Annotated in this window: 23 protein-coding genes; 5 read left to right on the top strand and 18 right to left on the bottom strand. The window is 72.3% G+C overall.

Annotation, left to right across the window (positions count from 1 at the left end; translation table 11 throughout):
• Positions 1-313: 313 nt before the first annotated feature.
• The 3 genes from AB3X07_RS05825 to AB3X07_RS05815 all read right to left on the bottom strand — a co-directional run bounded on the left by AB3X07_RS05825 (position 314) and on the right by AB3X07_RS05815 (position 2,844).
• Positions 314-901, bottom strand: a complete 588-nt coding sequence (locus tag AB3X07_RS05825) for a phospholipid scramblase-related protein (RefSeq protein WP_369943499.1) — start codon at positions 899-901, stop codon at positions 314-316.
• A 77-nt stretch (positions 902-978) separates the two neighbouring features.
• On the bottom strand, positions 979-1,533 hold the full coding sequence (locus AB3X07_RS05820; RefSeq protein ID WP_369943498.1) for a hypothetical protein: 555 nt from the start codon (positions 1,531-1,533) through the stop codon (positions 979-981).
• A 327-nt stretch (positions 1,534-1,860) separates the two neighbouring features.
• Complete coding sequence (locus tag AB3X07_RS05815) at positions 1,861-2,844, bottom strand: LysR family transcriptional regulator (RefSeq protein WP_369943497.1); 984 nt, start codon at positions 2,842-2,844, stop codon at positions 1,861-1,863.
• A 166-nt stretch (positions 2,845-3,010) separates the two neighbouring features.
• Between AB3X07_RS05815 and cobA the strand changes: the two genes are divergently transcribed.
• Both cobA and cysK read left to right on the top strand, forming a co-directional pair.
• Complete coding sequence (cobA, locus tag AB3X07_RS05810) at positions 3,011-4,228, top strand: uroporphyrinogen-III C-methyltransferase (protein WP_369943496.1); 1,218 nt, start codon at positions 3,011-3,013, stop codon at positions 4,226-4,228.
• Positions 4,229-4,253: 25 nt separating this feature from the next.
• Positions 4,254-5,213, top strand: a complete 960-nt coding sequence (cysK, locus tag AB3X07_RS05805) for a cysteine synthase A (protein WP_369943495.1) — start codon at positions 4,254-4,256, stop codon at positions 5,211-5,213.
• Between the two features lie 526 nt (positions 5,214-5,739).
• Here cysK and xdhC read toward each other — a convergent pair.
• The 14 genes from xdhC to AB3X07_RS05735 all read right to left on the bottom strand — a co-directional run bounded on the left by xdhC (position 5,740) and on the right by AB3X07_RS05735 (position 22,417).
• Entirely contained in the window at positions 5,740-6,774 is a 1,035-nt protein-coding gene (gene xdhC / locus AB3X07_RS05800) for a xanthine dehydrogenase accessory protein XdhC (RefSeq protein WP_369943494.1), read from the bottom strand.
• Complete coding sequence (gene xdhB, locus AB3X07_RS05795) at positions 6,764-9,091, bottom strand: xanthine dehydrogenase molybdopterin binding subunit (protein WP_369943493.1); 2,328 nt, start codon at positions 9,089-9,091, stop codon at positions 6,764-6,766. The genes xdhC and xdhB overlap by 11 nt, the downstream gene beginning before the upstream one ends.
• Entirely contained in the window at positions 9,084-10,550 is a 1,467-nt protein-coding gene (xdhA, locus tag AB3X07_RS05790) for a xanthine dehydrogenase small subunit (protein ID WP_369943492.1), read from the bottom strand. The genes xdhB and xdhA overlap by 8 nt, the downstream gene beginning before the upstream one ends.
• 2 nt (positions 10,551-10,552) lie before the next feature.
• The gene (gene uraH, locus AB3X07_RS05785; RefSeq protein WP_369943491.1) at positions 10,553-10,918 is read right to left on the bottom strand and encodes a hydroxyisourate hydrolase; all 366 of its coding nucleotides are present in this window, start codon (positions 10,916-10,918) and stop codon (positions 10,553-10,555) included.
• A complete protein-coding gene (locus AB3X07_RS05780; protein ID WP_369943490.1) occupies positions 10,882-12,324 on the bottom strand; it encodes an FAD/NAD(P)-binding protein in 1,443 nt (480 codons plus the stop codon). The genes uraH and AB3X07_RS05780 overlap by 37 nt, the downstream gene beginning before the upstream one ends.
• Positions 12,321-12,812: a 2-oxo-4-hydroxy-4-carboxy-5-ureidoimidazoline decarboxylase gene (uraD, locus tag AB3X07_RS05775; RefSeq protein ID WP_369943489.1), complete on the bottom strand. Its 492-nt coding sequence runs from the start codon at positions 12,810-12,812 to the stop codon at positions 12,321-12,323. The genes AB3X07_RS05780 and uraD overlap by 4 nt, the downstream gene beginning before the upstream one ends.
• Positions 12,809-13,189 carry an oxalurate catabolism protein HpxZ gene (gene hpxZ, locus AB3X07_RS05770; RefSeq protein WP_369943488.1) on the bottom strand — a complete coding sequence of 127 codons (381 nt, stop codon included), beginning with the start codon at positions 13,187-13,189 and terminating at the stop codon, positions 12,809-12,811. Before hpxZ ends, uraD begins: the two co-directional genes overlap by 4 nt.
• On the bottom strand, positions 13,186-14,076 hold the full coding sequence (gene puuE, locus AB3X07_RS05765) for an allantoinase PuuE (RefSeq protein WP_369943487.1): 891 nt from the start codon (positions 14,074-14,076) through the stop codon (positions 13,186-13,188). The genes hpxZ and puuE overlap by 4 nt, the downstream gene beginning before the upstream one ends.
• The gene (locus tag AB3X07_RS05760) at positions 14,073-15,269 is read right to left on the bottom strand and encodes a pyridoxal-phosphate-dependent aminotransferase family protein (RefSeq protein ID WP_369944660.1); all 1,197 of its coding nucleotides are present in this window, start codon (positions 15,267-15,269) and stop codon (positions 14,073-14,075) included. Before AB3X07_RS05760 ends, puuE begins: the two co-directional genes overlap by 4 nt.
• 52 nt (positions 15,270-15,321) lie before the next feature.
• Complete coding sequence (locus AB3X07_RS05755) at positions 15,322-16,542, bottom strand: allantoate amidohydrolase (protein ID WP_369944659.1); 1,221 nt, start codon at positions 16,540-16,542, stop codon at positions 15,322-15,324.
• 476 nt (positions 16,543-17,018) lie between these two features.
• Positions 17,019-17,948: a LysR family transcriptional regulator gene (locus AB3X07_RS05750; protein ID WP_369943486.1), complete on the bottom strand. Its 930-nt coding sequence runs from the start codon at positions 17,946-17,948 to the stop codon at positions 17,019-17,021.
• 186 nt (positions 17,949-18,134) lie between these two features.
• Positions 18,135-19,715 carry a gamma-glutamyltransferase family protein gene (locus AB3X07_RS05745; RefSeq protein WP_369943485.1) on the bottom strand — a complete coding sequence of 527 codons (1,581 nt, stop codon included), beginning with the start codon at positions 19,713-19,715 and terminating at the stop codon, positions 18,135-18,137.
• Positions 19,715-21,169: an AtzE family amidohydrolase gene (locus tag AB3X07_RS05740; RefSeq protein WP_369943484.1), complete on the bottom strand. Its 1,455-nt coding sequence runs from the start codon at positions 21,167-21,169 to the stop codon at positions 19,715-19,717. Before AB3X07_RS05740 ends, AB3X07_RS05745 begins: the two co-directional genes overlap by 1 nt.
• 141 nt (positions 21,170-21,310) lie before the next feature.
• Entirely contained in the window at positions 21,311-22,417 is a 1,107-nt protein-coding gene (locus AB3X07_RS05735) for a nucleoside hydrolase (protein ID WP_369943483.1), read from the bottom strand.
• 317 nt (positions 22,418-22,734) lie between these two features.
• Between AB3X07_RS05735 and AB3X07_RS05730 the strand changes: the two genes are divergently transcribed.
• Positions 22,735-23,241, top strand: a complete 507-nt coding sequence (locus AB3X07_RS05730; protein ID WP_369943482.1) for a methyltransferase family protein — start codon at positions 22,735-22,737, stop codon at positions 23,239-23,241.
• A gap of 169 nt (positions 23,242-23,410) precedes the next feature.
• Here AB3X07_RS05730 and AB3X07_RS05725 read toward each other — a convergent pair whose 3' ends face one another.
• The gene (locus tag AB3X07_RS05725) at positions 23,411-23,932 is read right to left on the bottom strand and encodes a hypothetical protein (protein ID WP_369943481.1); all 522 of its coding nucleotides are present in this window, start codon (positions 23,930-23,932) and stop codon (positions 23,411-23,413) included.
• A gap of 126 nt (positions 23,933-24,058) precedes the next feature.
• On the opposite strand from AB3X07_RS05725, the gene AB3X07_RS05720 reads away from it, so the two are divergent.
• Together AB3X07_RS05720 and AB3X07_RS05715 are read left to right on the top strand one after the other, a co-directional pair.
• Positions 24,059-24,604 carry an O-acetyl-ADP-ribose deacetylase gene (locus AB3X07_RS05720; protein ID WP_369943480.1) on the top strand — a complete coding sequence of 182 codons (546 nt, stop codon included), beginning with the start codon at positions 24,059-24,061 and terminating at the stop codon, positions 24,602-24,604.
• A gap of 258 nt (positions 24,605-24,862) precedes the next feature.
• Positions 24,863-26,560: a ShlB/FhaC/HecB family hemolysin secretion/activation protein gene (locus AB3X07_RS05715; RefSeq protein WP_369943479.1), complete on the top strand. Its 1,698-nt coding sequence runs from the start codon at positions 24,863-24,865 to the stop codon at positions 26,558-26,560.
• The last annotated feature ends 8 nt before the right edge of the window (positions 26,561-26,568 follow it).

Here is a 26,568-nt window from a genome sequence, read left to right as displayed (position 1 = left end):
GGCATGGCTGCAGCTGCGGCGGTGAAGCGGCTCGACATTGCCTTGGACAAGCGAAGGCGACGCGCTAAAGGGCAAAGGGAATGCCCGTCGCGGCTGAAGCCGCTCCTACCCGGCGGCCGCTCATCGCAATAGGCCTCGGGAGAACCAGATGAGGCACTGAAGTCTTCCCGCAGCATGCAGTCGGGACCGAAGTCCCTCCCACAACGGCCACTCCGCTCAGTGTGGAGGGCCGGGATGCAGCCGCTGCCGGAATCCCGCTTTTACGAATCTCCAATCCCGATTCCCCATTCCCGGCTTCATCCCCCCGGCTCCATCACTCCTTCAACACCATATCGATGCACAACACCGCGGCCATGATCAGGATGCGCACGTCGTCCTCGGCCGGCACCGCGTTTTCGATCGCCAGCATGTAGTTGTCGGCCGAGGTGAACAGCTCCTTGCCCAACCCGGCCCACTTCTTGGACACGCGCGCCAGCTCGCGCTCGCCCTGCACGAAGCGGAAGTCCCAACTGGTCCACTTGCCGCGCAGCGTGCACACCAGCTTCTCGCGCGCATCGAGCACGTCGAACTTGCCGCCGATGGAGAAGAACTTCTGGCTGAAGGTGCCGACCAGGCGATCGTGCTCGTCGAGCACCTCGACCTTGGACAGGAACAGCGAGAAACCACGCTTGACCGTCAGCACCTTCTGCCCGTTCGGGGTGCGCACCTCCACCTGGAACGGGGTCATCCGCTTGTAGTCGCTGAAACGGAAGATCTTGGTGAACAGGCCCAGGTTCGGCTCGCGGCATTCGAGCACCTTCTGGTTGCTCTGCGGGTCGAACACGTCGTAGTTGTTGGCGGCCTTGAACATGCCGACCTGTTCCTTGACGAAGAACAGGTTCTGCTGGAGGACGGGATGCATGGACTTCCTTGCGTTTGGGAAAAGAACGCCGCGCGGCGCGCCGGCGCGACCGCATGCGGGACGAAACGGGGCGGCGCTCAGGCGCCGGGCAGCGGCGGCGGCTGGTGCGAGGCGGCGGCGGCCTGTGCCCGCGCCTGATCCTCGCGCGCCTGCTCGATCATGCGCGCGGCGAGCACCACCCGTGCCTGCTGCACCAACGCCGCGGACGGCGCGCGCAGGTTGCGCTGCGTCGCCATCCCATACAGATTGCGCCCCAGCGTGATCGGCGTGCCCAGCACGCCCCAGGGAATCCCCCACCAGCCCAGCAGCAGCGACTTCAGCGCGGCCAGCGCCTGCTGCTTGGTCGCGCAGGCGCGGCAGGCGAACAGGCGGGTGCTCTGCCAGGACGTCAGCACCACCGCCGACCAGATCGTGTGCGCGGCATGCACGTCCACCGGACCCGGGCCGGCGCAGTGCGGGCAGCGCCCGCGGAAGATCTGCAGCGCCTGCTCGCGCGCGGCGTCCTGCGGGACGTGCGGCAGGACCGATTGCAGCGGGCCGCGCGCCGCGCAATGCGCGTTGCAATAGCGCCGATCGCCCACCCGCGTCCCGCCGAACAGCACGGTCGCGTCACAACATGCACAAGCTGCCATCCTTTCCCCCTGGTGATCGGCATCGGAGCGCGCCCGGCGTGCAGGCGCTGTTCCGTTCGTCCGTGAATGCGGCAGCCGCGGCGCACGGGAATTCCGGGCGACAGCGCCTTGCCGGCGCGCATCATAGGCCGCGGCCCGGGCCGCGGCAACGCGCGCGGCAGGCAACCACGCCGGTGCGGGGCCTTCATTCCAGCATTCCAGCGCAGGCCGCGATGCCGTTGCCCTTACTCCACTTCTTTTGCTCGGAAGTCCGTCCGAAGCCAATCGACGCATCGAGCACGTCGCGCCGCTCGCGATTCCCCAATCCCGATTCCCGACTCCCAGCTTCTAGCTGGTGATGGTCTGGGTCAGCTCTTCCCAACTCGGCGGGGCCGGCCAGTCGGGCTCCTGGTTGCCTTCCATCACCCGGCGCAGGTCGCGGGTGTCGATCTGCGGCGCCAGCACGTGCACCAGTTCCAGCGCGTAGTCGCGCAGCACGCGGTCGCGCGGCAGCACCGCCCAGGCGATGCACTCGGGAATCTCCGGCGGCGCCGGCCAGGCGCGCAGGTCGGTATCGCCGGCATGCACCGCCATCTCCGCCAGCAGGCCGACGCCGAGACCGGCGCGCACGTAGGTCTTGATCAGGTCGGCGTCGAGCGCGGTCAGGGCGATGCTCGGCTCCAGCCCGAGCCGGCCGAAGGCGCGCTGCAGCGAGGAACCGGCACGGGTGGAGGATTCGTAGCTGATCAGCGGCTGCGCGGCCAGCGCGGCCATGTCCGGGATCCGCTTGGGCACATCCAAGGGGTGCCCGCGCGGCACCAGCACCAGCCGCCGCCATCGGTACAGCGGCACCGCGATGCCGGCGCCCGGCGCGCTGCCGGCGGTGCTGACGATGGCGATGTCGGCGTCGCCCTGGCTGAGCAGGTCCAGCGCGGCGCTCTCGGCGGCCTGCTGCAGGTGCACGCTGACCTGCGGATAGGCCTGCTTGATCTGCGCCACCGCCGGCGGCAGCACGAAGCGCGCCTGGGTGTGGGTGGTGGTGAGGGTCAACTGGCCCTGGCTCTCGCGGCGCTGGTTGGCGGCGTAGGTGCGGATGTTGTTGGCCTCGGCCAGCACCGCGCGCGCGCGTTCGATCACCTCGCGCCCGGCCGGGGTCACCGTCTCCAGGCTGCGGCCCTTGCGCACGAACAGCAGGAAGCCCAGCTCGTCCTCCAGTTGCTTGAGCTGCTTGGACAGCCCCGGCTGCGTGGCATGCACGCGCGCCGCCGCCAGGGTGATGTTGAGGTCGGCGTCGGCAATGGCGACGAGATAGCGGAGTTGGGTCAGCGTCATCGGGACGAGGGCGAGGCGCCGCCTGGCGGGAGCAGCCTCGACTGTAGTGGAAATGCGGCATCCACCTTATAACCGAAAGCTATCTGGCAGAAGGATGAAGTCATTTCCTGGCGCTATAAGCCGGCGCTACGGTCATGCCCTCCTTCCTTCCTGCGCTGCGACCGCCGTGAGCCCTGCCCCGATCGCGTTGTATCCGGACCTGCGCCAGCGGCCCGTGCTGGTGGTCGGCGGCGGCGCGACCGCCGAGCGCCAGGTGCAGGCGCTGCTGGCCGCCGGCGCCGCGCCGCGCGTGGGCGCGTTGGCGCTGAGCCCGGGGTTGCAGGCCTGGGCCGACGCCGGACGCCTCCAGTGGCTGCGCGGCCGCTTCGATGCCGCCTGGCTGGACGCGACGTGGTACCTGATCGCCGCCAGCGACGACGCCGCGGTGAACCGGCTGGCGCTGCAGGCCGCCACCGCGCAGCGGGTGCTGTCGCAGGTCGCGCCCGGCGCCGCCGAGCCGCTGGCCCTGCCCACGCCGGCCGATCCCGGCAGCGTTGGCGTCGACGCGCCCGCCACCGCGGCAGCGGCGCCGCCGATCCGCCCCGGCAGCGTGACCCTGGTCGGTGCCGGCCCCGGCGACCCCGGCCTGCTGACCCTCAACGCACTGCACGCGCTGCGCCACGCCGACGTGGTCCTGCACGACCGCTTGGTCAGCGCCGCGATCCTGGACCTGCTGCCGGCCAGCGCCGAGCGGATCGAGGTCGGCAAGTCGGCCGACGGCCACAGCGTGCGCCAAGAGCAGATCCACGCGCTGCTGCTGGAGCACGCGCGGCGCGGACGCCGGGTGGTGCGGCTGAAGGGCGGCGATCCGTTCGTGTTCGGCCGCGGCGGCGAGGAACTGGAATATCTGCGGGCGCACGCCGTGCCCTACGCGGTGGTGCCGGGCATCACCGCGGCACTGGCCTGCGCGGCCTATGCCGGCATCCCGCTGACCCATCGCGACCATGCGCAGTCGCTGCGCCTGGCCACCGCGCACTGCAAGGATTCGTTCGACACGCTGGACTGGGCCGCGCTGGCGCAGCAACGGCAGACCCTGGCGGTGTACATGGGCGTGGCCGGGCTGGACACGGTGCGCGCGCGCCTGCTGCACGCCGGCCGCGCCGCCGACACCCCGTTCGCGCTGGTCGAAAACGGCTCGCGCCCCGAACAGCGGGTGATCACCGGCACCCTGGCCGACCTGCCCGACACCGCCCGCGCGCACCAGGTGCGTTCGCCGGCGCTGCTGATCCTGGGCGAGGTGGCCGCGCTGGCGTCGACCCTGCACTGGTTCGGCACCGCGCCGCTGGGCGCGGCGCCCTCACCTTCCCCGACGCCGGCCGTGCCTACCCTGGCCCACGCCGCCTGACCCGCACTTTCCGGAGACCCCACGCATGGCCATCTACGACAACATCCTCGACACCATCGGCCACACCCCGATCGTCAAGCTGCACCGCCTGGCGCCGGCGCACGTGGACCTGTACGTCAAGGTCGAGGCCTTCAACCCCGGCGGCTCGGTCAAGGACCGCCTGGCCCTGGCGATCGTGCTCGACGCCGAGGCGCGGGGCCTGCTCAAGCCCGGCGACACCATCGTCGAGGCGACCTCGGGCAACACCGGCGTGGCCCTGGCGATGGTCGCCGCCGCGCGCGGCTACAAGTTCGTGGCGACGATGGTGGAGACCTTCTCGATCGAGCGCCGCAAGCTGATGCGCGCCTATGGCGCCAAGGTGATCCTGACCCCGGCCGCCGAGCGCGGCAGCGGCATGGTGCGCAAGGCCGAGGAACTGGCCAGGCAGCACGGCTGGTTCCTGGCCCGGCAGTTCGCCAACCCGGCGAACCCGGCCTACCACCGCAGCACCACCGCCGCGGAGATCCTGCGCGATTTCGCCGGCCGCCGGCTCGACCATTTCGTCAGCGGCTGGGGCACCGGCGGCACCCTCACCGGCGTCGGCGAAGTGCTGCGGGTGGCGCGCCCGGACGTGCGCATCACCGCCACCGAGCCGGCCGGCGCCGCGCTGCTGCAGGGCCAGGAGTGGAAGCCGCACAAGATCCAGGGCTGGACTCCGGACTTCGTGCCGGAGGTGCTCAACCGCGAGGTCTACGACGAGGTGCTGAGCGTGGAGGACGCCGATGCCATCGCGGTGTCGCGCCGCCTGGCCGCTGAGGAAGGCATCTTCACCGGCATTTCCGGCGGCGGCACCGTCGCCACCGCGCTGCGCGTGGCCGAAGCCGCCACGCCCGGCGCGGTGATCCTGGCGATGCTGCCGGACACCGGCGAGCGCTACTTCTCCACGCCGCTGTTCGCCGACATCAACGAAGGCAGCGACGACGACTGGCTGGCCGGTCTGCCGTAAGCGGCGTGGCGACGCGGCGATGCAGCCGCGTCGTCATGCAATGGCGGCGCGTCATTCGGGTGACTGTGGGAGGGACTTCAGCCCCGACAGACTGTGTCCGAAGTCCGAACCTGCCACGCTTCGCTCGTCGCGGCTGAAGCCGCTCCTACAGGGGCGTGCGGCGAGCTGGCTGGTGCACTGTAGGAGGGGCTTCAGCACCGACGCGTTGCGCCATCGCAAAGCGCACCGCTTCGCTCGTCGCGGCTGAAGCCGCTCCTACAGGGGGCTTGCGGCGAGCTGGCTGGATGCATTTGTGGAAGGGACTTCAGTTCCGACGCGTTGCGCCTTCGGAAAGCGCACCGCTTCGCTCGTCGCGGCTGAAGCCGCTCCTACAGGGGCTCCTACAGGGGCTTGCGGCGAGTTGGCTGGTGCACTGTAGGAGGGGCTTCAGCCCCGACGGACCGTGTCCGAAGTCCGAACCTCCCACACTTCATTCTTCGTGACGGATCGCCACAGGCCACGCAGCGACGCGTCCACGATGGCGATGTCAGCGCACAGCGAGCGCGGATGGAAGTGGCAGCGACACGGCGTCGTTCGCCGACGCACGCTGCAGCAACTGCGCGACCACCGCGATCGCGATCACCGCCGGCGCTTTGCCGTGGATGCCGGGCAAGCCGATCGGGCAGGTCAGCCGCGTCCGTGCTGCCTCGCCCAGGCCGTCGTGGCGCAGCCGCGACAGGAACCGCGCGCGCTTGGACGCCGAGCCGATCAGGCCGACGAAGCAGGCCTGGCCGCTCAGCGCCGCCGCGGTGAGCCGATAATCCAGCGCGTGGTCGTGGGTCAGGATCAGCAGCATCGCCTCGGCCGGCGCCGCCGCGGCATGCGCGAGCAGCGCCGCTTCCTGCAGATGCTCCGCGCCGGCCGCGGCGGCCAGGTCGGCGCGCGAATCGGACCAGGCCAGCGCGAACGGCAAGCCGTGCAGCGCGCGCGCGATGGCGATGCCGACATGGCCGGCGCCGAACAGCGACAGCGGCGTACAGCGCGGGCCGATCGCCTGCGCCAACAAGGCGCCCGCCGCGGGCGCCGGCGCCCGCAGCGACAGCGCTTGCGGCGCCGCATCGCCGATGGAATGTTCGAGATCAGCGCGCCGCAACCGGGTCAGCAACGTGCGGCCGAGCGTCGCCTGGCGCAGCCAATCGCTGCGCGCCGGGTCCAGCCGCTCCAGCAACAGGCGCACGCGGCCGCCGCAGCACTGGCCGAGCAGATCGTCGGCCTGGGCGTGCGCCACGCAGTCGCCGCAACGACCGCTGCAGCGCACGGAGCGCGCCGGCGCGACCGCGCCCAGCGTGTAGTCCTGCACCTGCCAACTCCCTGGCGGCTGCGCGAGGAGCGCGCGCGCCAGGGCGCTGGCGCGCCACTCCAGCACGCCGCCGCCGATGGTGCCGAGGGTGCCGTCGGCGGTCACCAGCATGCGCGTGCCGGCCTCGCGCGGGGTCGAGCCGGCGGTGGCCAGCACCGTGACCAGGGCCGCCGCGCCGCGCGCCAGCGCCGCTTCCGCCTGCAGGCTCCAGTCAGCGCGCATCGGCGCGCCGTGCCGCGATCGCGGCGAGGATGCGTTCCGGGGTGGCCGGCGCGTCCAGCGCCGGCAGGCCGGGGCCGGGCGCCGCCGCGGCCACCGCCTGGGTCAGCGCCGAGAACACCGAGATCGCCAGCATCAACGGCGGCTCGCCCACCGCCTTGGAGCGGTGGATGGTCGGCTCGTCGTTGCGTCCAGCGTCCCACAGGTCGATCCGCATGCGCGCCGGGCGATCCCCTGCGGTGGGAATCTTGTACGTGGACGGCGCATGGGTCAGCAGCCGGCCTTGCGCGTCGTAGACCAGTTCCTCGGTGGTCAGCCAACCCAACCCCTGGATGAAGCCGCCCTCGATCTGGCCCAGGTCGATGGCCGGATTGAGCGAGCGGCCGACGTCGTGCAACACGTCCACCGCCAGCACCCGATGCTCGCCGGTCAGGGTATCGATCACCACTTCGCTCAGCGCCGCGCCGTAGGCGAAGTAATAGAACGGCCGGCCGCGGTGGCTGGCGCGGTCGTAGTGGATCTTGGGCGTGGCGTAGTAGCCGCTGGCGGCCAGCGAGATGCGCGCCATGTGCGCCTGCCGGCACAGCGCGCCGAACGCCAGCACGAGATCGCCGGCGACCACCTCGCCGCCGGCGAAGCGGACCTGCTCCGGCGTCACGCCGCCGCGCTCGGCGGCCAGCGCGGCCAGGCGCGCGCGGATGGCGCTGGCCGCGTTGTAGGCGGCCATGCCGTTGAGGTCGGTGCCCGAGGACGCCGCGGTGGCCGAGGTGTTGGGCACCTTGTCGGTGCGCGTGGCGGTGATGCGCACCTGCGCCACGTCGATGCCGAACACGTCGGCGACGATCTGCGCGACCTTGATCATCAGCCCCTGCCCCATCTCGGTGCCGCCATGATTGAGCTGCACCGAGCCGTCGGCGTAGACCAGCACCAGCGCGCCGGCCTGGTTGAGATGGCTGGTGGTGAAGCTGATGCCGAACTTCACCGGGGTCAGCGCCAGCCCCTTCTTCAGCACGCGGTGACGCGCGTTGAACGCCGCCACCGCCGCCTGCCGCGCGGCGTAGCCGGTGCGCGCGGCCAGTTCCTCGATCAACGCCGGGGCCACGTTGTCGGCCACGGTCATGCCGTAGGGCGTCACGTTGCGCGCCGGCGCCGCGTACAGATTGACGCGGCGCACCTGCAGCGGATCGCGGCCCAGCGCGGCGGCGACCGCATCCAGCACGCGTTCGATCGCCAGCATGCCCTGCGGGCCGCCGAAGCCGCGGAACGCGGTGTTGGACACGGTGTGCGTGCGCAGCCGGTGCGAGACGATCTCCACCACCGGCAGCCAGTAGCAGTTGTCGGCATGGAACATGGCGCGGTCGTTGATCGCCAGCGACAGATCGGTGGTGGCGCCGCAGCGCGAGGCCAGTTCCAGGCGCAACGCCAGCAGGCGGCCGTCGTCGTCGAAACCGGCCGCGTACTCGACCTGGAAGTCGTGGCGCTTGCCGGTGATGCGCATGTCGTCGTCGCGGTCGTAGCGCAGCTTGGCCGGGCGCCCGGTCAGCGCGGCGACCAGCGCGCAGGCCGCGGCCGGCGCCGCCGCCTGGGTTTCCTTGCCGCCGAAGGCACCGCCCATGCGCCGCACTTCCACGGTGACGTCGGCGCTGGACAGTCCCAGCAACGCCGCGATCAGGTGCTGCACTTCGCTGGGGTGCTGGGTCGAGGACAGCACGTGCAGTTGCCTCTGCTCGCCGGGCAGGGCCACGGCGATCTGTCCTTCCAGATAGAAGTGCTCCTGCCCGCCGATCTGCAGCGCGCCACTGCAGCGCCGCGGCGCCGCGGCCAAGGCGGCGTCGACGTCGCCGCCGCGCGCCATGCGCTGCGCCGGCTCCAGCGCCGCGCCGGCCGCGCGCGCGTCGGCGATGCTCAGCAGCGCCGGCAACGGCGCGTAGTCGACCACCGCCAGCCGCGCCGCCCGGCGCGCCGCGGCGTGGCTGTCGGCAGCCACCACGAACAGCGGCTGCCCGTGATAGAGCACCGTGTCGCCGGCGAACAGCGGGTCGTCATGCGCCACCGGCGCGACGTTGTTCTCGCCGGGAATGTCGGCGGCGGCGAACACCGCCACCACGCCGGGCGCGGCGCGCACCGGATCCAGGTCCAGCCGCAGCACCCGCGCATGCGCCTGCGCGCTCAGGCCGAAGGCCAGATGCAGCAGGCCGGGCGGCTCCGGCAGGTCGTCGATGTAGCGCGCCTGGCCGCTGACGTGGCCGTGCGCGCTGTCGTGGCGCAGTGATCGGTGCACCTGCGGCGCGGCGGCGTCGAGCGGCATGCCGTCAGCCATCGGCCAGCTCCGGCGCCAGCACCGACAGGGGCGCGTGCGGATGCTGCTGCGCCAGCCACAGCCGTTGCAGCAGGTTCGCCGCGACCGCCAGGCGGTAGCCGGCCGAGCCGCGCACGTCGCTGAGCGGGCTGACGTCCTGCGCCAGCGCGGCGCCGGCCGCGGCGACCGTGGCCGCGCTCCACGGCTGCCCGAGCAGGGCCCGCTCGGCGGCGTGCGCGCGCTGCGGGATACCGGCCATGCCGCCGAAGGCGATGCGCGCGTGCGTCACCGTGCCGTCGGCGATCTCCAGCGCGAAGGCGCCGCAGACCGCGGAAATGTCGCTGTCGAAGCGTTTGCTGAGCTTGTCCGCCCGGTACAGCGTGCCCGCGCGCGGACGCGGCACGTACACGCTTTCGACGAACTCGCCGGGCATCCGCGCCTGCCGGCCGTAGCTCAGGAAGAAATCCTCCAGCGGCAGCGTGCGCCGGATCACGCCGCGGCGCAGGGTCAGGGTGGCGCCGAGCGCGATCAGCGCCGGCGGCATGTCGCCGATCGGCGAGCCGTTGGCGATGTTGCCGCCGATGGTGCCGGCGTTGCGCACCTGGGTGCCGCCGATGCGCCGCAGCAGTTCGCCCAGCGCCGGGTGCAGCGCGGCCAATGCGGCCTGGGCTTCGCTGTAGCGCACGCAGGCGCCGATGTGCAGGCCGTCGGGCGTGTCGTGCAGTTCGCGCAACTCGGGGATGTCGCCGATGAACACCACATCGTCGAGCACCCGTTGCTGCTTGGTGACCCACAGGCCGACGTCGGTGGCGCCGGCGACCAGACGCGCTTCGGGCCGCTCCAGCAGCAAGGCCGCCAGCGCGTCGGCGCTGCGCGGCGCGGTGCCGCGGCGCACGCGGCCGGCATGCGTGTCGGCGTGCGTCTGGATCGATGCGGTGTCGCGACGCAGCGCCCGCAGCGCGGCCACGGTGGCCGCATCGTCGCGCGGCACGGCCGGCACCGCCGCGCCGGCCTGCAGGATCGGGCCATAGCCGGTGCAGCGGCACAGGTTGCCGGCCAGCACGTCGGTCAGCGCGGCATCGGTGCCCAGCGCGCCGATGCTGCGCGCGTACAGCGACATCACGAAGCCGGGCGTGCAGAAGCCGCACTGCGTGCCGTGGCACTGCATCAGTTGCTCCTGCACCGGGTGCAGCGCCGCGCCGGCGCCCAGGCTCTCCACGGTGAGCAGCGCCTTGCCGTCGAGCATGGGCACGAACAGGATGCAGGCGTTGAGCGCGCGCCAGCGCACCCGCTCGGCGCCGTCGGCGCCGTCCAGTTCGCCGACCAGCACGGTGCAGGCGCCGCAATCGCCTTCGGCGCAGCCTTCCTTGGTGCCTGTGCGACCGAGCCGGTAACGCAGCAACTCGAGCACGCTGGCGGTCGGATCCACCGCCTCCAGCGTCTGCACCTGACCATCGAGCAGGAATCGCACCGCGTCCATGTTCAACTGCCCCGGTAGGTGGAATAGCCGAACGGCGAGACCAGCAGCGGCACGTGGTAGTGCCCGGCAGCGGTCATCCCGAACACGATCGGCACCACCTCCAGGAACGGCGGCTCCGGCAACGCCACGCCCTGGCCGCGGAAGTAGTCGGCCACGGCGAATTCCAGGCGATACGTGCCGGCAGCCAGGGTCAGCGCGCGCAGCGCCGGACAGCGCCCGTCGGCATCGGTGAGGTCGTCATGCAGCACGCGCTCGCCGGCGCACAGGCGCACCGCCATGCCCGCCGCGGGCACGCCGCGGCTCAGGTCCAGCACATGGGTCGAGAGCGTGGTCATCCGGCGCGTTGCTCCAGCTGCGGCAGCGGCCATTGGCCGACGAATTCGGGTTCGGCGTAACTCATGTAGTCCGCCACGATCGCCTCGCGGTCGTCCAGGAACAGTTGGTCGGCCACCGCCTTCACCAGGCGCGGCAGCGCATGCCGCAGCCCGGACAGGGCCGCCGCCGACAGCCCCAGGCTCAGCAGCGCCGAGTAGTTGAAGGCGAACAGGCCGTGCAGCAGCACCGCATGCTGCGGCGTGCGCGGCTGCAACTCGAAGCCCGGCCCTAGGTAGGGATGCGCGTCGAGCAGCGGCACCGCCTGCGCCGGCGGCGGCCGGTAGCGGTCGGACCAGCGCGCGATGCCGTCGGCTACCGCCGCCAGCTCCGGGCGCAACGCCGGGTCGGTGACCAGGCCGGTCGACAGCACCACGAAGTCGAAACGCTCGCAGCCGTGCGGGGTGGTCACCGCCACGCCATCGCCGTCCGCGGCCACCTGCTGCCACGGGCTGCCCAGGTGCAGGCGGAAGTTGGGCCAGGCCGCGGCGCGGTCGAAGGTGTCGTTGGTCGGCGGCTGGTTGTGGTCGAAGAACCGCGCCATCATCGCGTACTTGTCCGCATCCGGCAGCGCGGCGAAGCGCGGGATGATGCCGCTGCGCTCCATGTGCCGGATCGGGTTGATCCGCGGCAAGCAGTTGCGGCGCACGAACACGTGCACTTCGCCGACGCCGGCAGCCAGCGCGTAGTGGGCGTTGTCGAACGCCGAGGCGCCCGCGCCGAGGATGCCGATGCGCCGCCCCGCCAGCGCCGCGTAGTCGATCGGCTCGGAGGTGTGAGCGTAGCGCTGCCGCGGCAGGGTCCGCGCCACCAGCGGCGGCACATGCCATTGCCCGCCGCCCTGGATCCCGGTCGCCAGCACCACCTTGCGCGCCAGCAGGCAGTCGCCGCCGGCCAGGTGCAGGCGGTGCAGGCGCTGCGCCGGCAACGGTTCGATGCGCAGCAACCGCGCCTGGTTGCGCACCGGCAGGGCCAGCACCTCGCGGTACCAGCGCAGGTAGTCCATCCAGTCGGCGCGCGGAATCTTGCCCAGCGCGTCCCAGGCCGCGGCGCCGTGCCTGGCCTCCCAGTACGCGCGGAAGGTCAGCGACGGCATGCCGAAATCCAGCGCGCTCAGTTCCTTCGGAGTGCGCAGGGTGACCATGCGCGCGTAGGTGACCCACGGCCCCTCCTGGCCCGCCGGGTTCTCGTCGATCACCAGCAGGTTGGACACGCGCTCGCGGATCAGCCCGAACGCCGCGCCCAACCCGCTCTGGCCGCCGCCGACCACGACCACGTCGTAGACATGGCCGTCGGCATGGCGCGGCGTGCGGGTCCAGTCGGGGCCGCCCAGGCCGAGCCGTTGCAGGTCGCGCGCGACCTCCGCGGCCAGCGCCTGCAAGCCGCCGCCGGCCGCGCTCATGCCAGCGCCTCCAGCCGCAGCCGCGCGATCCGCCCGATCTCGGCCAGCGCGGTGGCGGTCTCGTCCTCGCGCGTGTTGTCCAGCCGCGCCTGCATCGCCGCCAGGATCCCGGCCTTGTCGGTCAGGCGCACGCAGATCACGAACGGGAAGCCGAAGCGCGCCCGGTAGGCGGCATTGAGCGCGTGGAAGCGGGCGAATTCCTCGGCGCTCAGACTGTCCAGCCCGGCGTGGGCCTGTTCGGCGGCCGAGGCGGCGGTCAGCTCGCCGCCGAGCGCGGCCTTGCCGGCCAGCTCCGGATGGGCGCGGATCAGCGCCAGTTGTTCGTCGGGGCTGGCCGCATGCAGCACCTGCAACAGGCCGGCGTGCAGGTCGGCGAACGGACGCTGCGCCGCGGCCCGTTCCACCACCCACGGCGAATGCTCGAACAGCGTGCGCAGCCGCGCCACGAAGTCCGCCGCCGGCAGGGCGTTCCAGTCGGCCAGGTTCATGCGTGGTCTCCTTCCAGCGAGACGTGCGCCGACACCACCTTCCAGCCGTCGGCGAAGCGGACCCAGCTCTGGCTCTGGCGGCCGCGCCGGGTCGAGCCCTCGCGGAAGAACTCGGCGTCGGCGGTGGCGAAGTCGGTGCCGTAGGCGACGAGTTGCACCCGCCCCAGCCGCCGCGGCGGCGAGCCGCCGCGCGCGCGGCGGAACGCGCGGATGGCCGCGGCGCCGTACAGCACCTCGCCGATGCCGTAGCGCACCGTGGTCGGCGCATCGTGGAACAGGCGGTCCAGCGCGGCCACGTCGTCGTCCATCAGCGCGCGCTCGTAGGCGGCGAACGCCGCACGCACCTCGGCCAGCACCTCGGGCGCGTCGACGATCATGCCGGGTGCACCTGCTGCCAGTGCCTGGCGATGTCGATGCGCCGCGCGATCCACGCCTGGCCGCTGGCCAGCGCGTGGTCGACGAAGCGGGCCAACGCCAGCGCGCGCGCCGGGCGCCCGGCGATGCGGCCATGCAGGCCCACCGACATCATCCGGCCGCCTTCGGCGCACAACTGCTCGAAGCCGTCGCGCAGGTAGCGGAAGAACGGTTCGCCGTCGGCGAAGCCGTTGTAGGCGACGAACTTCATGTCGTTGGCGTCCAGCGTGTAGGGCACCACCAGTTGCGCGCGGCCGTGGCGGCGGTCGTAGTACGGCAGGTCGTCGGCGTAGCTGTCGGCGTCGTAGACGAAGCCGCCCTCCTCGGCCACCAGCCGCGCGGTGTTCGGGCTGCTGCGGCCCTGGTACCAGCCCAGCGGACGCGCGCCGGTGACCTGCGCATGCAACGCGACCGCCGCGGCGATGTGCGCGCGCTCGGTCGCTTCCGGCACGTGCTGGTAGTCGATCCAGCGCAGGCCGTGGCTGGCGATCTCCCACTGCGCGTCCTGCATCGCCCGCACCGCCGCGGGGTTGGCGGCCAGCGCCTGTGCCACGCCGAACACCGTCACCGGCACGCCGCGCGCGGCGAACAGCCGCTGCAGCCGCCAGAACCCGGCGCGGCTGCCGTATTCGTACAGGCTCTCCATCGCCATCGCGCGCGCGCCCGGATGGCTCTGCGCGCCCACCATCTCCGACAGGAACGCCTCGGAGCCGGCATCGCCGTTGAGCACGCTGTTCTCGGCGCCTTCCTCGTAGTTGATCACGAACTGCAACGCTACCCGCGCGCCGCCCGGCCACTGCGGGTCCGGCGGCTGCGCGCCGTAGCCGACCAGATCGCGCGCCGCGCTCACGCCTGCGCTCCGTCCGCGTGCCAGGCCGCCAACGCCGCGTCCACGCCGGCGCCGGGCGCGCAGGCATGGCCTTCGGCGCGCAGCACCGCTTCCAGCGCGCCGAGGGTGATCAGCACCTTGTGCTTCATCGCGTTGTAGCCCATCGCGCCGATCCGCCACAGCTTGCCCTGCAGCGGCCCGAACGCGGTGCCGATCTCGATCTCGAAATCCTCGCGCAGGCGCCGCCGCACCGCCTCGCCGTCGATGCCGGCGGGGATCGCCACGCCGGTGACGTTGCTCATGCGGTGGCGGTCGTCGCCGAATACCTGCAGGCCCATCGCACGCACCCCGGCGGCGACCGCGCGGCCGGCCGCGGCGTGGCGGGCGAAGCGCGCCGGCAGCCCTTCCTGCAATGCCACGCGCGCGCATTCGCGCGCCGCGTACAGCATGCTGGTGGCCTCGGTGTGATGGTTCAGGCGCTTGTCGGACCAGTAGTCCATGACCATCGCCAGGTCGAAGTAGTTCGAGCCGATGCGCATGCCGGCGCCGTTGGCGATGTCGGCGCGGACGATGCCGCGTTCGACGTGGCGGCGCGCGAAGATCGCCTCGGCCGCGCGCGCGGACACCGTGATCGGCGCCGAGCCGGACGGTCCGCCCAGGCATTTCTGCAGGCCACCGGTGACCACGTCCACGCCCCAGGCGTCGCTGGCGATCGGCATGCCGCCGATGGTCGCGGTGGCATCGACATAGGACAGCGCGCCGGCGGCGCGGCACAGCGCGCCGAGCCCGTCCAGCGGCTGCGCCATCGTGGTCGAGGTGTCGCCGTGCACGCAGGCGACCATCTTCGGCGCGAAGCGCTCGATCGCATCGCGTACCGCCTGCATCGGCACGACCTCGCCCCATGGCGCCTCCACGTTCTCGACCACGGCGCCGATGCGCCCGAGGATCTCGCCCAGCAGCAGGCCGAAACGCCCGAAGTTCAGCACCAGCACGCGATCGCCCGGCGCCACCAGCGACACCAGCGCCGCCTCGATGCCGGCGCGCGCGGTGCCGTCGACCAGGAACGTCCAGTGGTTCCGCGTGCCGAACAGCGGCCGGTACAGCGCCATCACCTGGTTCATGTAGCCGGTCATTTCCGGATCGAACTGGCCGAGCAGGTCGGCCGACATCGCGCGCAGCACGCGTGGATGCGCGTTGACCGGGCCCGGCCCCATCAACAGGCGCTGCGGCGGGTCGATTTCGCCGAACAGGTCGGCAGGCAGCGGCTCAACGGACAAACGTCTCTCCCAGTGACTCGATGAAGTGCAGCATCGCCGCCACCGCCAGGTCGGCGTCGGCGGGCTCCACGTGTTCGGCCGGGTGGTGGCTGACGCCGCCGGCGCAGCGCAGGAACAGCATCGCGGTCGGGCACAGCGCGGCCATCACCATCGCATCGTGGCCGGCGCCGGACACCAGCCGCCGCGGCGCGATGCCCTGCGCGGCGATCGCCGTTTCCAGCGCGGCGACCAGGCGCGGATCGCAGGGACTGGCCGGCAGGTCCTGCACGCAGCGCAGCTCCAGTTGCACGCCGCGCGCCGCGGCGATGGCCTGCAGCCGCCGTTCGATCGCCACCGCGGCGGCATCGCGGGTGGCGTCGTCGCCGGCGCGCACGTCGATCGAGAACTCGACCCGCCCCGGCACCACGTTGACCGCGCCCGGCGCCACCTGCAGCCGTCCGACCGTGGCCACCAGGTCGGGGCTGCCGGCGCGCGCCACCGCTTCCACCGCCAGCACGCACTCGGCGGCGGCGGCCAGCGCATCGGCGCGCAGGTCCATGCGCGTGGTGCCGGCATGCCCGGCACGGCCGCCGAGCACCGCGCGGTAGCGGTGCTGCGCGGCGATGCCGGTGACCGCGCCCAGCGGCAGGCCCTCTGCCTCCAGCACCGGGCCCTGTTCGATGTGCGCTTCCAGGTAGGCCAGCACGCTGCCGGGCGCGCGCGCCGCGGACGCCAACGCATCCACGTGCAGGCCCCATGCGGCCAGCGCATCGGCCAATGGCACCCCATCGGGGTCGACCACCTGCAGCGCCGCCGGGTCCAGCGTGCCGGCCACGGCGCGGCTGCTCAGCATCGACGCGGGAAAGCGCGAGCCTTCCTCGTCGCCGAAGCCGATCACCTCGATCGCGAACGGCAGGCGCCGCCCCTGCGCATGCAGCGCGGCCACGCATTCGATGCCGAGCATGACCCCGAGCGGTCCGTCGTAGCGGCCAGCATCGCGCACGCTGTCCAGGTGGCTGCCGATCAGCAGCGTCGGCGCCTGCGCCGTGGCCCCTTCGTAGCGCCCGACCAGGTTGCCGGCCGGATCGATGCGCGGCTGCAACCCGGCCTCGGCCATCCACCCGCTCACCGCCTCCAGCGTGGCGCGATGCGCCGGGCTCAGCCAGCCGCGAAACAGGCCCTCGGCGGTGTCGCTGTAGGGCTGCATGCCCAGCGCATCGCAGCGGGCCACCGCGCGCAGGCCGGCGCTCGCCGCAGGCGTCGCCACGGCCGGCGCTGGCGCGGGCGCATTGGAGGTGGGAAGGACGTGGCTGGCGAACATGGCGCGGTCACGAAGGAAGGAGGGGCAGACGCCGGCGCCCGGATCGGCTCGAAAAAATCAATTTAATTCAATGGATTGGATAGGAAATCAGCGATTTTTGAGGGTCGAAGGCACTATACGAAGCACTACGAATGCAGGCAAACGCCGTTTTCGCGTGGACGCATTGCAAAAAATGCAACGCAAGCCGATGGCGCCTCCCGGGGCGCCATCGCTGCCGGTGCGGGGCGAAGGCTCGTGTACCTGACTCTGCGAGTCGCTTTCGCGCCGGACCCTCACCCCAACCCCTCTCCCGACGGGAGAGGGGCTAGTGGCTGCTCCCTTCTCCCCTCGGGAGAAGGTGCCCCGAAGGGGCGGATGAGGGTACGGGCGCCGCGCTGCGATTCGCGCTACGCGCTACGCCCCGAGCGCGGCTCCAGGATCGTTTCCACCCGCGGCGCCAGGGCCTTGAGCATGGTCTGCGCGGCCCGCGACAGTTGCCGCTGCGGGGCCACGCACAAGGACAGGGTCATCGGCTTGGCCAGGCCGGCGCGCAACGGCACGAAGGCCAGGCGCCCCTCGGCCAGGTCCGGCAGCACGTCCAGTTGCGACAGCAGCCCCACGCCCACGCCCTGCCGCACCAGCGCGCGCAACGCCCGCACGTCGTTGCAGCGGATGCAGCGGCGGGTGTCGATGTGCTGGCGCTGGTAGACCACCTTGGCGTGCTCGTTGACGATCAGCGGCGCGGCCGGCAGCAGCAGGCGGTACTCGTCGATCACCTCGGTCAGTTGCAGGCTGCCCCGGGCGCTGAGTGGATGCCCCGGCGGCATGCACATGCCCAACGGGATCTCGGCGAAGGCGACCACGTCCAGGTCGATGCCGCTGACCGGATCCAGCAGCAGGCCGAAATCCACCTCCGCGGCGATGACCTTGTCGGCGACCTTCTGGTTGTCCTCGCTCTGCAGGCTGAAGGTGATGCCCGGATGCGCCTCCAGCAGTTGCGCCACCGCTTCGATCACGATGCCGTCGCCGAGCGCGTCGATCATCGCGATGTCGACGTGGCCGCGGCGCAGTCCCTTGAGTTCGTCGAACTGCTCCAGCGTGCGCCGATAGCTCTTCTCCCAGCGCCGTGCGTCCACCAGCAGCAGTTCGCCGGCGCTGGTCAGGCGCAACCCGCCCGGCAGCCGCTCGAACAACTGCACGCCCAGTTCCTGCTCGGCCTTGAGGATCTGCCGGTCGATCGCCGAGGCCGAGACGTGCAGGGCTTCGGCGGCGCGGCGGATGCTGCGCCAGTGCGCCACTTCCATGAAATAGCGGGTGAAGCGGGAAAACGTCAGCATGGCGGCAGCAGGGGTCCTGTCGGGGCCGGGCGCGCGGCACAGCGCGCGGCGGCATGCGCGTCCATAGTACGGAAGCGCGCCGCGGCCGCGGGCGTCGCGCCCGCCAGCGCGGCCAGCAGCGACCGTGTGTGGCTCAGCGCGCGCATGGGTCGAAATGGGTCGTCCACGACGCCGTCGCCCCGGCGGCTACCACCCGGCCACCGCGCCGTCGCTGCGCGGATCGCTGGCGCCGCTCAGGGTGCCGTCGGCCTCGCGTACCAATGCGCCGGCGTGGCCCATCACCGAGGTGAAGGGCGGCAGCCGTTCCACCACATGGCCGGCCTCGTGCAATGCCCGCACCACGGCAGGGTCGAACCGGTCTTCGAGCTTCAGCGAGGTGCTGTCCTCGCCCCAGGTGCGGCCGAGCAGCCAGCGCGGCGCGCTGACCGCCTGCTGCAACGGCATGCCGAAGCGCGCGTAACGGCTGAACACCGCCGCCTGGGTCTGCGGCTGGCCCTCCCCGCCCATGGTGCCGTAAACCATCAGCCGGCCGTCGTCGAACCGCGCCAGCGCCGGATTGAGCGTGTGGAACGGCTTGCGCCCCGGCGCCAGCGCATTCCAGCCGTCGGCGGCCAGGCGGAAGCTGCAGCCGCGGTTCTGCCAGACGATGCCGCTGCGCGGCAGCACCAGCCCCGAGCCGAACTCGAAATACGTGGACTGGATGCAACTGACCGCGCGGCCGGCACCGTCGATCGCGCCGAACCAGACGGTGTCGCCGGCATGCGCGGGCTGCGGCCACGGCAGCGCGCGCGCCGGGTCGATGCGCGCGGCCATGGCGTCGAGCGCGGCGGCATCGTCCAGCAGCGCCTGCGCGTCCAGGGTCATCCAGGCCGGGTCGCCGACATGCGCGTCGCGCACCAGGAACGCCTGCTTGGTCGCCTCGACCAGGCCATGCACATGCGCGTAGCCATCGGCGTCGGCCACGGCCAGGCGATCGAACAGGGCCAGGATCAGCAGCGAGGCCAGGCCCTGGGTGGGCGGGGCATGGTTGTACAGGCGCGCACCGCGGATCGCCACCGACAACGGCGACCCGGCCTCGGCCTGGTGCGCGGCCAGGTCGGCGGCGCGCAGCGGGCTGCCCAGCGCCTGCAGATCCGCGGCGATCTCCGCGGCCAGCGCGCCACGGTAGAAATCGTCCAGGCCGGCCACGGCCAGGCGCCGCAAGGTCGCGGCCAACTGCGGCTGGCGCAGCAGCGCGCCTTCGCGCAGCGGCTGCCCGTCGGGCTCGAAGATCGCGGCGTAGGCGCCCGGCTGGGCGCGCAGTTCGGCGCCCTTGCGCGCGGCGACGTCGGCGCCGCCGAGGGTCACCGGCACACCGGCGTCGGCGTGCGCGATGGCCTCCTCCAGCAGCCGCGCCAGCGGCAGGCGCCCGCCGCCCTGGCGCAACGCCAGCGCCCAGCCGGACACGGTGCCGGCGACGGTGTTGGCCGCGCCCGGACCGCGCCAGGGGATCGCGCCCTGGCCGGCATAGTGCGCCAGCGTGGCCGCCTGCGCGGCGCGGCCGCAGGCGTCGATCGCATGCACGCGTCCGTCGGGCTCGGCGATCAGCCAGAAGCCATCGCCGCCGATGCCGGTCATGTGCGGATACACCACCGCCAGGCACGCCGCGGTCGCCACCGCCGCTTCCACCGCGGTGCCGCCGTCGCGCAGCACGTCGCGGCCGGCCTGCGCGGCCAGATGGTGCGGCGCGACCACCATGCCGCGCCGGGAACGCAAGGTCTGCAACATCAGCGCGACTCCGGCGGTGGGGTGGACCCGATCAGGCCATCGCGCTCCAGTTGCGCGGCGAGCGCGAACAGGCGGTCCTCGCGTCCCGGCGCGGCGATCAGTTGCACGCCCAGCGGCAGCCGCCCCGGGCGATACAGCGGCGCGGCCAGCACCGGACAGCGCGCCAGGCCCAGCGGCTGGGTGAACACGCCGAGGTTGGCGCGCGCCGACACCGCCACGCCGTCGATGAGGATCGTGTCCTGGTCGGCGCGCGGCGCCACGCACGGCGTGGCCGGCGCCAGCAGCACGTCCACCTCGTCCCACAGCCGCCGCATCGCGTCGGCGAACCAGTCGCCGAAGCGGTGCGCATCGGCGATCGCCGCCGCCGGCAACTGCAAGCCGGCGAGCAGGCGATCGCGCGTGGCCGGATCGAAGCGCGCGCCGTCCGTCGCCAGCGCCTGGCGGTGGCGGTAGCCGCCTTCGGCCGCGGTCAGCACGAACGCCGCCGCGCGCGCGCGTTCGGCCTGCGGCAGCTCGCGCAGCGGGCCGCCGCCGAGCGCGGCGTGCAGCGCGGCCAGGCCGGCCTCCAGTTCCGGATCGAGATTGCGCTGGAACCAGCCGCCCAGCCGCGCCACGCGCAGCCCGGCGGTCTCCAGCGCGGGGACTGATTGTCCGCGCATCGCCGCGTACACCGCGCGCAGGTCCGCCACCGTGGTCGCGAACGGCCCCACCGTGTCGAAGGCGTCGACGAACGGAAACACCCCGTCCAGGTCCAGGCTGGCGTGGCTGGGGCGCAGGCCGTAGATCCCGCACAGCGCCGCCGGCACGCGGATCGAACCGTTGGTGTCCGACCCCAGCGCGAACGGCACCCAGCGCGCGGCCACCGCCGCCGCCGAGCCGCCGGAGGAACCGCCGGCCAGGCGCTGCACGTCGTGCGGATTGGCGGTGGTGCCGTAATGCGCATTGACGGTGGCGAAGCCGTAGGCGAACTCGTCCATGTTGGCGGTGCCGACCAGTACCGCGCCGGCGGCGCCCAGCCGCCGCAGCACCGCCGCATCGCGCATGGCCGGCGCCGCGTCGGCGCGCAGCGCGGCGCCGGCGGTGGTCGCCAGCCCGGCCACGTCGAACAAGTCCTTGACCACGAACGGCACGCCGGCCAGCGCGCCGCCATCGCCGCCGCCGGCCAGGACCGCCTGCACGCGCGCGGCATCGGCCTCGGCCCGCGCCGGCAGCGACCGCGTCACCGCACACAGCCGCGGATTCTCCTGCGCGATCTGCGCCAGCGCGTGTTGGGCATGCCGCAGCGCCGCGCCGCCATCCGCGCGCGTGGCTGCGACCAGCGCCGCCACCTGGCCGGCGCCGTCCGCGACCGGCGCCGCCGGCGGCGGCTGGAACGCCTCCAGCAGCCGCGCATAGCCGAGCAGCAGTTCGGTATTGCGCTGGATGCCGGCTTGCCAGGTCGCGGGAATCTGCATGTAGGGCGTCTCGGTGGGGAGGGAGCCGGACGGAACCGGCCGGCGCCACCGCAGCGTCGCCTGCGACGCACGCATCGCGCAAGCGCGCGGCCCACCCGCGGCGCAGCGCCACGGCCACGCGGCGGGTGCGCCGCGGCGCGCTCAGCCCGGCAGCGGCACGCCCAGCGCCGGCGGCTGCGGCGCGGTCAACCGTTCCACCAGCAACTGCTCGATGGCGTCGACGTCGACCTCGCGCACCACCTGCTGCGCCTGCTCGCCCAGGCCCGGCTGGTAGCCCGGCGCCCACGACAGGATGTCGCCGTAGCCGGCGCCGAACTCGGTGTTGGCGTCCACGTACAGCGTCTCGGTGAGCGTGGCCAGTTCCGGCCGCAGCCACACCGCCGCGGCCAGTTCGTCCCACATCGGGAAGCCCGGCTCGCGCCGGCGCAGCGCATGCCCGATCGGGGTGTCGGCGGCGCTCATCCGTGCCAGCAACTGCGGCGTCAGCTCGGTCGCGGTGGACGGATCCACAGGCACCATCACCATCCTGCGCCACGGCGAACGCATCACGATGCTGGCCGCTTCCGGATCCCAGCGGATGTTGAACTCGCGCCGCGGCGAGTTGACGAACTCGCGCGCGAACTGGGCCGCCGACACGCTGTCGCGGCGCTGCCGCGGATTGAGGCTGCCGCCCATGTACACCAATTCCTTGGCCAGCGAGGCGAACTCCGGGTCCAGCCGCTGCGCCAGCGCCAGGTTGGTCAGCGGCCCGGTGGCGACGATGCTGACCTCGCCGGGAAACTCGCGCACCTTGCGGAGCATGAACAACGCCGCCGGCTCGTCGGCGACCGGCACCACCGACGGATTGCCCAGCGCCAGGTCCGGCACCACGTCGTGCGCGTGGTAGCGCGGCGCGCTCTGCACGGTGTCGTGCTCCACCCACTGCCGGGTCCACGCGCCCTTCCACAGCAACTTGCCGTACAGCGCTTCCCAGCGCTCGGTCGCCACCTCGCTGTTGAGCAGCGGCTGCACCGGGCCGGCCAGCACCGGCACATCGCCGCGGCCGGCGATCTCCAGCAGGCGCCGCGTATGCGCCAGCGCCGCGTCGCGCCAGATGTTGCCGCTGACCACCGAAATGCCCAGCACCTCGACCTCGGGCGATTGCAGCAACAGCAACTGCGCCGGCGTGAAACCGTCGATGTCGTCTTCGAGGATGACGCGGCGGCGTGGAACGGAGGCGGTGTCGGAGGACGTAGGCGAAAGGGACATGGATCGAAAGTGAGGTGGGAGGAATGCGGTGGCGCGTCGCGGAACGAACGCGATGCCGATGCACCGGCGAACGCCTGCATCGGATCGGGCCGGTAGGGTAAGGCGTTTGCTGCCGCGGGCGCCATCGCCACGCGTTCCCGGCGCTGCGGCCTGCCGCGGGCGATTGCGCGTGTCGCGCATGGCGGCGCGTGCCCGACGTGCGCGCATCCCCGGCGCCGGCGCCTTGCGGCAGCATCCACGCCCTCCGGCGTCGGACACGGTGCCGGGCGCACGGTAAAGTAGCGGACATTGGACGCATGGCATCTGGAGTGGGAGCGTTGAGCAATCGAGTTTCGGAGCAGGACGCCTGCCGCCCTGCGCGCGTGCCGCTGCTGGTGCGTTCGACCTCGCCGGCGCACTTCTTCGTCGCGCTGCTGCTCGGCGCCGTGCTGCAACACCTGCTCGCCCTGCCCTTGCCGCAAGGCGATGCGCTGGCCTGGATGCAGATCGCAGGCGGCATCACCGCCGGTGCCGGCTTGGTGTTGGCGCTGGCCTGCTTCGTGCTGTTCGCGCAACGCCGCACCACCATCCTGCCCGAGCGCGATCCGTCCAGCCTGGTGGTGCGCGGGCCGTATCGCCACACGCGCAACCCGATGTACGTCAGCCTGGTGCTGAGCTACGCCGGCCTGTGCGTGCAGATCGGCTGGCCGTGGGCGCTGCTGCTGTTGCCGTTGCCGCTGCTGGCCTTGCAGCGGGTGGTGATCCCGTTCGAGGAAGCGCGCCTGCGCGAGCGCTTCGGCAGCGCCTACGACCGCTATTGCCGACAGGTGAAGCGCTGGCTATAGACCGCGGTGCGGGCGCCGGGACGCTCTGCGCCGCGACGGCGGCGATGTCCTCGTCGCTGCGGCAGGATCCTTGCGACCGTGGCCGGAAGCGGTGGCGCATCCGCCTCGCCCACCGCCCCGGCATTCCCCTGGCTTGATCCGTGTCCGGCGCCGTCCGCGACGCGTCGCGCTAGCGGCGTAGCCACCAGAACACCGCCGCCGCGACCAGCAGGATCACCGCCCCCCACCACCACGTGCCCGCGCGATCGCCGCTGGCGACCGTCGGCGACGTCCCTGCCGGCGGAGCGCTGCGATCGGGCGCACGCGCATGCGCATGGTCGGGATCGAGGCCACCCTCGCGATCGCGGTGCCGTTCGACCAGGTCCTTGGCCTCGCGCAAGCCCATCCCCGGGTACTGCTCGCGGGTCAGCTTGATGGCCTGCAGCATCTGGCCCTGGGCCAAGGCCAGCTGCGCGGCGGGCGGCAAACCGTCGGGATCGGTGGCGGCGATGGCCGTGGCCGCGCCGCCCGCCTGCCGGTTCAGCATCTCGGCGACCGCCTGCGAGGCGCCGGCCTGCAGCCACGCGTCCACCTGCTGCTTGGCGCTGCGCAGGTCCACGCCGCTGTGATCGCGCCACAGCTTGATGGCCTTGATGATCTCGCCGCGCGCAAGCGCCTCGGCGACGGCGGGTGGGGGCTGGATCGGGTGCATGTCGCAGGCGCTGAGATGGGGACGGCGCAGTCTTGCCGTTGCCCGGTTAAGCCGCCGTTGCGCGGCGGCGGCCGGGACGCCGCCTTCATCACGTTTCCATCATTGGAATCCCATAAAGATCCCCGCATGAACATCGAAATCTGGCAAGGCGACATCACCCAACTGGACGTGGACGCCATCGTCAACGCCGCCAACGAGTCGCTGCTGGGCGGCGGCGGCGTGGACGGCGCGATCCATCGTGCCGCCGGCCCGCAACTGCTGGAAGCATGTCTGGCCCTGCCGCAACTCAAGCCCGGCGTACGCTGCCCGGTGGGCGAAGTCCGCGCCACCGCCGGCTACCGGCTCAAGGCACGCCACGTATTGCACACGGTGGGCCCGGTCTGGCGCGACGGCGCGCACGACGAACCGGCGCTGCTGGCCAACTGCTACTGGCGCTCGCTGCGCCTGGCCGAACAGATGGGCCTGCACTCGGTGGCGTTCCCGGCGATCAGCTGCGGCGTCTATGGCTACCCGCTGCAACAGGCCGCGCGCATCGCGGTGGCCGAGACCGAGGCCTGGCAGAAGGCGCACGCGGTGCCCAAGCGCATCATCCTGGTCGCCTACAACGACGCCACTGCCAAGGCCTACCGGCAGGCGCTGCGCGAAGTGCAGTACGCCAGCGTCGCGGCGTAAGTCCTGACCGACGCAAGGGACGCCGGGCCAGGCATCTGGCAGCGGCGAGCGCACGGCCCCCTCATGCGGGCGTGCCAGCGGTGATCGCGGCCATGCGATCACCTTCACTCGGTAGCTTCCAGCACGTGTAGGTGATTCCCGGACACCGCTGTCAGGGGACGCCAGGCGCAGAGGGCGTTCGCTCAGATTCGCTCAGATTGACTGGCAGTGGGGAGGCTAAATTGCGCGAGCCTTCACACTAACGAAGCCTTAACAATCATGACGATCTCCTGCCGCCTGCGTCCCAGTGCACTGGCGAACGCGCTGCACGCCCTGCCCTGGGCCGCCGGCCTGGCGCTGACCCTGAGCTGCGCGCCGGCCCTTGCCCAGGACGCCGCGACCGCCCCGGACGCGTCCGCCACGGCGACGGCGCCGATCACGGTGCAGGCGATCCGGGTAACCGGGGTCGGCGACCACCCGCGCCAGCAGATCGATGGTGCTCGCCTGCAGGCGCTGGCCGACGCGCGCCTGCGCGCGCTTGGTGGCGGCATCGTGCCGGCCCGGCTCAGCTTCGCCCAGTTGCAGCAGATCGCCGATACGCTGACCCAGGCCTACCGGGAGGCCGGTTTCCTGGTCGCCCGCGCCTATCTGCCGGTGCAGACCCTGGGCCCCGACCAGGTGGTCGAGATCCGCGTCGCCGAAGGCCGGGTCGGCAGGATCACGGTCGAGGGCGCGCGCCGCTACGACGACCGCCTCATCGCCAGCCCGGCGCTGGCGCTGCAAGGCCAGATCCTGCGCCAGCAGGACCTGCAGTCGGCGCTGCTGTACGCCCGCGACCTGCCCGGCGTCTCGGTCACCTCGGTGCTCAAGCCCGGGGCGCAGCCCGGCGAGACCGACGTGGTGATCCAGGCCAGCGAAGAGCGCCCGCTGCAGATCAGCCTCGGCGCCAGCAACTACGGCACCCCGAGCATCGGCCGCTATCGCGCCCAACTCGGGGTGGACTGGAACAACCCGCTCGGGCTCGGCGACCACCTGTCCGCCAGCTACGCCTATGCGCTCGACCCGGCCAACACCTGGCAGGGCAGCCTCGCTTATCAGGCGCCGATCGCCGATGTCTCCGGATTGAGCGTCAGCGCTGCCTACACCCGCAGCGTGGTGGATCTGAACACCGGCGCGTTCGCCGCGCTCGACCTGAAGGGGCCGACCGTGCAGACCGCGTTCGGCCTGGACTGGAAATTCCGCAACACCGATGCCTGGCGCATGCAGAGCTGGCTGCACCTGGTGCAGGAGAGTTCGCGCATCCAGGGCCTGGGCGTGCTGCTGTCCAAGCAGAAGTTCGACGTGCTCGAACTGGGGATGGCGCTGCGCCACGACGATCGCGCACGGCATGCCATCGACATGCTCCAGCTCAGCGTGCGCGGCGCGCTCGACGACGACTCGCCGCGCACCGATTACCTGTACCCCGAGCACGACCGCCATTTCGTGGTCGCGCGCCTGGGCTATACCCGCCTGCAGGGCCTGACCGCCACCCAGCGCCTGCAATTGCGCCTCAACGGCCAGTACAGCGACGACGCGCTGACCCCGCTGGAACAGCTCTCGCTCGGCGGCCCGACCAGCGTGCGCGCCTTCGCCCTGGGCAGTGCCCTGGGCGACCGCGGCTTCGACTCCAGCCTGGAGTACCAGGTCGACGCGCCGGGCTTCGCCGGCGTCGCCTCGCCGTTCGGCAGCCGCCCCTGGGGCGACCTGCTGACCGCCAGCGTGTTCTACGACTACGGCCGGGTCTATCCCAACGGCGCCAACCGCGCCGTGTACGACAGCGTCACCACATTCCAGGGACCGGGCGTCGGGCTGAACCTGCGCCTTCCGCACTGGCAGGGACTGACCCTGGACCTGGCCGCGGCCAAGCCGACCGGCGGCACCGATCCGGCCGATGGCAAGGACGTGCGCTACTGGGCCCGTTTCGGCCTGACCTTCTGACCTGGGGA

Origin of the sequence: Xanthomonas sp. DAR 35659, assembly GCF_041242975.1 — a bacterium.
GTDB classification, from domain to species: Bacteria; Pseudomonadota; Gammaproteobacteria; order Xanthomonadales; family Xanthomonadaceae; genus Xanthomonas_A; species Xanthomonas_A medicagonis.
This window is presented reverse-complemented; position numbering and strand designations above follow the sequence as displayed.

Bases quoted from the DNA above. Each gene is read 5' to 3' on its own strand.
- cysK (WP_369943495.1), top strand. From the start codon at position 4,254: ATGGCCATCTACGACAACATCCTCGACACCATCGGCCACACCCCGATC.
- AB3X07_RS05735 (WP_369943483.1), bottom strand. From the start codon at position 22,417: ATGTCCCTTTCGCCTACGTCCTCCGACACCGCCTCCGTTCCACGCCGC.
- AB3X07_RS05815 (WP_369943497.1), bottom strand. From the start codon at position 2,844: ATGACGCTGACCCAACTCCGCTATCTCGTCGCCATTGCCGACGCCGAC.
- AB3X07_RS05780 (WP_369943490.1), bottom strand. From the start codon at position 12,324: ATGAGCGCGGCCGGCGGCGGCTTGCAGGCGCTGGCCGCGGAGGTCGCG.
- xdhA (WP_369943492.1), bottom strand. From the start codon at position 10,550: ATGGACGCGGTGCGATTCCTGCTCGATGGTCAGGTGCAGACGCTGGAG.
- AB3X07_RS05825 (WP_369943499.1), bottom strand. From the start codon at position 901: ATGCATCCCGTCCTCCAGCAGAACCTGTTCTTCGTCAAGGAACAGGTC.
- uraH (WP_369943491.1), bottom strand. From the start codon at position 10,918: ATGGCCGCTGCCGCAGCTGGAGCAACGCGCCGGATGACCACGCTCTCG.
- AB3X07_RS05750 (WP_369943486.1), bottom strand. From the start codon at position 17,948: ATGCTGACGTTTTCCCGCTTCACCCGCTATTTCATGGAAGTGGCGCAC.
- AB3X07_RS05720 (WP_369943480.1), top strand. From the start codon at position 24,059: ATGAACATCGAAATCTGGCAAGGCGACATCACCCAACTGGACGTGGAC.
- AB3X07_RS05740 (WP_369943484.1), bottom strand. From the start codon at position 21,169: ATGCAGATTCCCGCGACCTGGCAAGCCGGCATCCAGCGCAATACCGAA.
- AB3X07_RS05820 (WP_369943498.1), bottom strand. From the start codon at position 1,533: ATGGCAGCTTGTGCATGTTGTGACGCGACCGTGCTGTTCGGCGGGACG.
- AB3X07_RS05760 (WP_369944660.1), bottom strand. From the start codon at position 15,269: ATGGGGCCGGGCCCGGTCAACGCGCATCCACGCGTGCTGCGCGCGATG.
- AB3X07_RS05725 (WP_369943481.1), bottom strand. From the start codon at position 23,932: ATGCACCCGATCCAGCCCCCACCCGCCGTCGCCGAGGCGCTTGCGCGC.
- xdhB (WP_369943493.1), bottom strand. From the start codon at position 9,091: ATGGCTGACGGCATGCCGCTCGACGCCGCCGCGCCGCAGGTGCACCGA.
- uraD (WP_369943489.1), bottom strand. From the start codon at position 12,812: ATGAACCTGGCCGACTGGAACGCCCTGCCGGCGGCGGACTTCGTGGCG.
- AB3X07_RS05715 (WP_369943479.1), top strand. From the start codon at position 24,863: ATGACGATCTCCTGCCGCCTGCGTCCCAGTGCACTGGCGAACGCGCTG.
- hpxZ (WP_369943488.1), bottom strand. From the start codon at position 13,189: ATGATCGTCGACGCGCCCGAGGTGCTGGCCGAGGTGCGTGCGGCGTTC.
- xdhC (WP_369943494.1), bottom strand. From the start codon at position 6,774: ATGCGCGCTGACTGGAGCCTGCAGGCGGAAGCGGCGCTGGCGCGCGGC.
- AB3X07_RS05745 (WP_369943485.1), bottom strand. From the start codon at position 19,715: ATGTTGCAGACCTTGCGTTCCCGGCGCGGCATGGTGGTCGCGCCGCAC.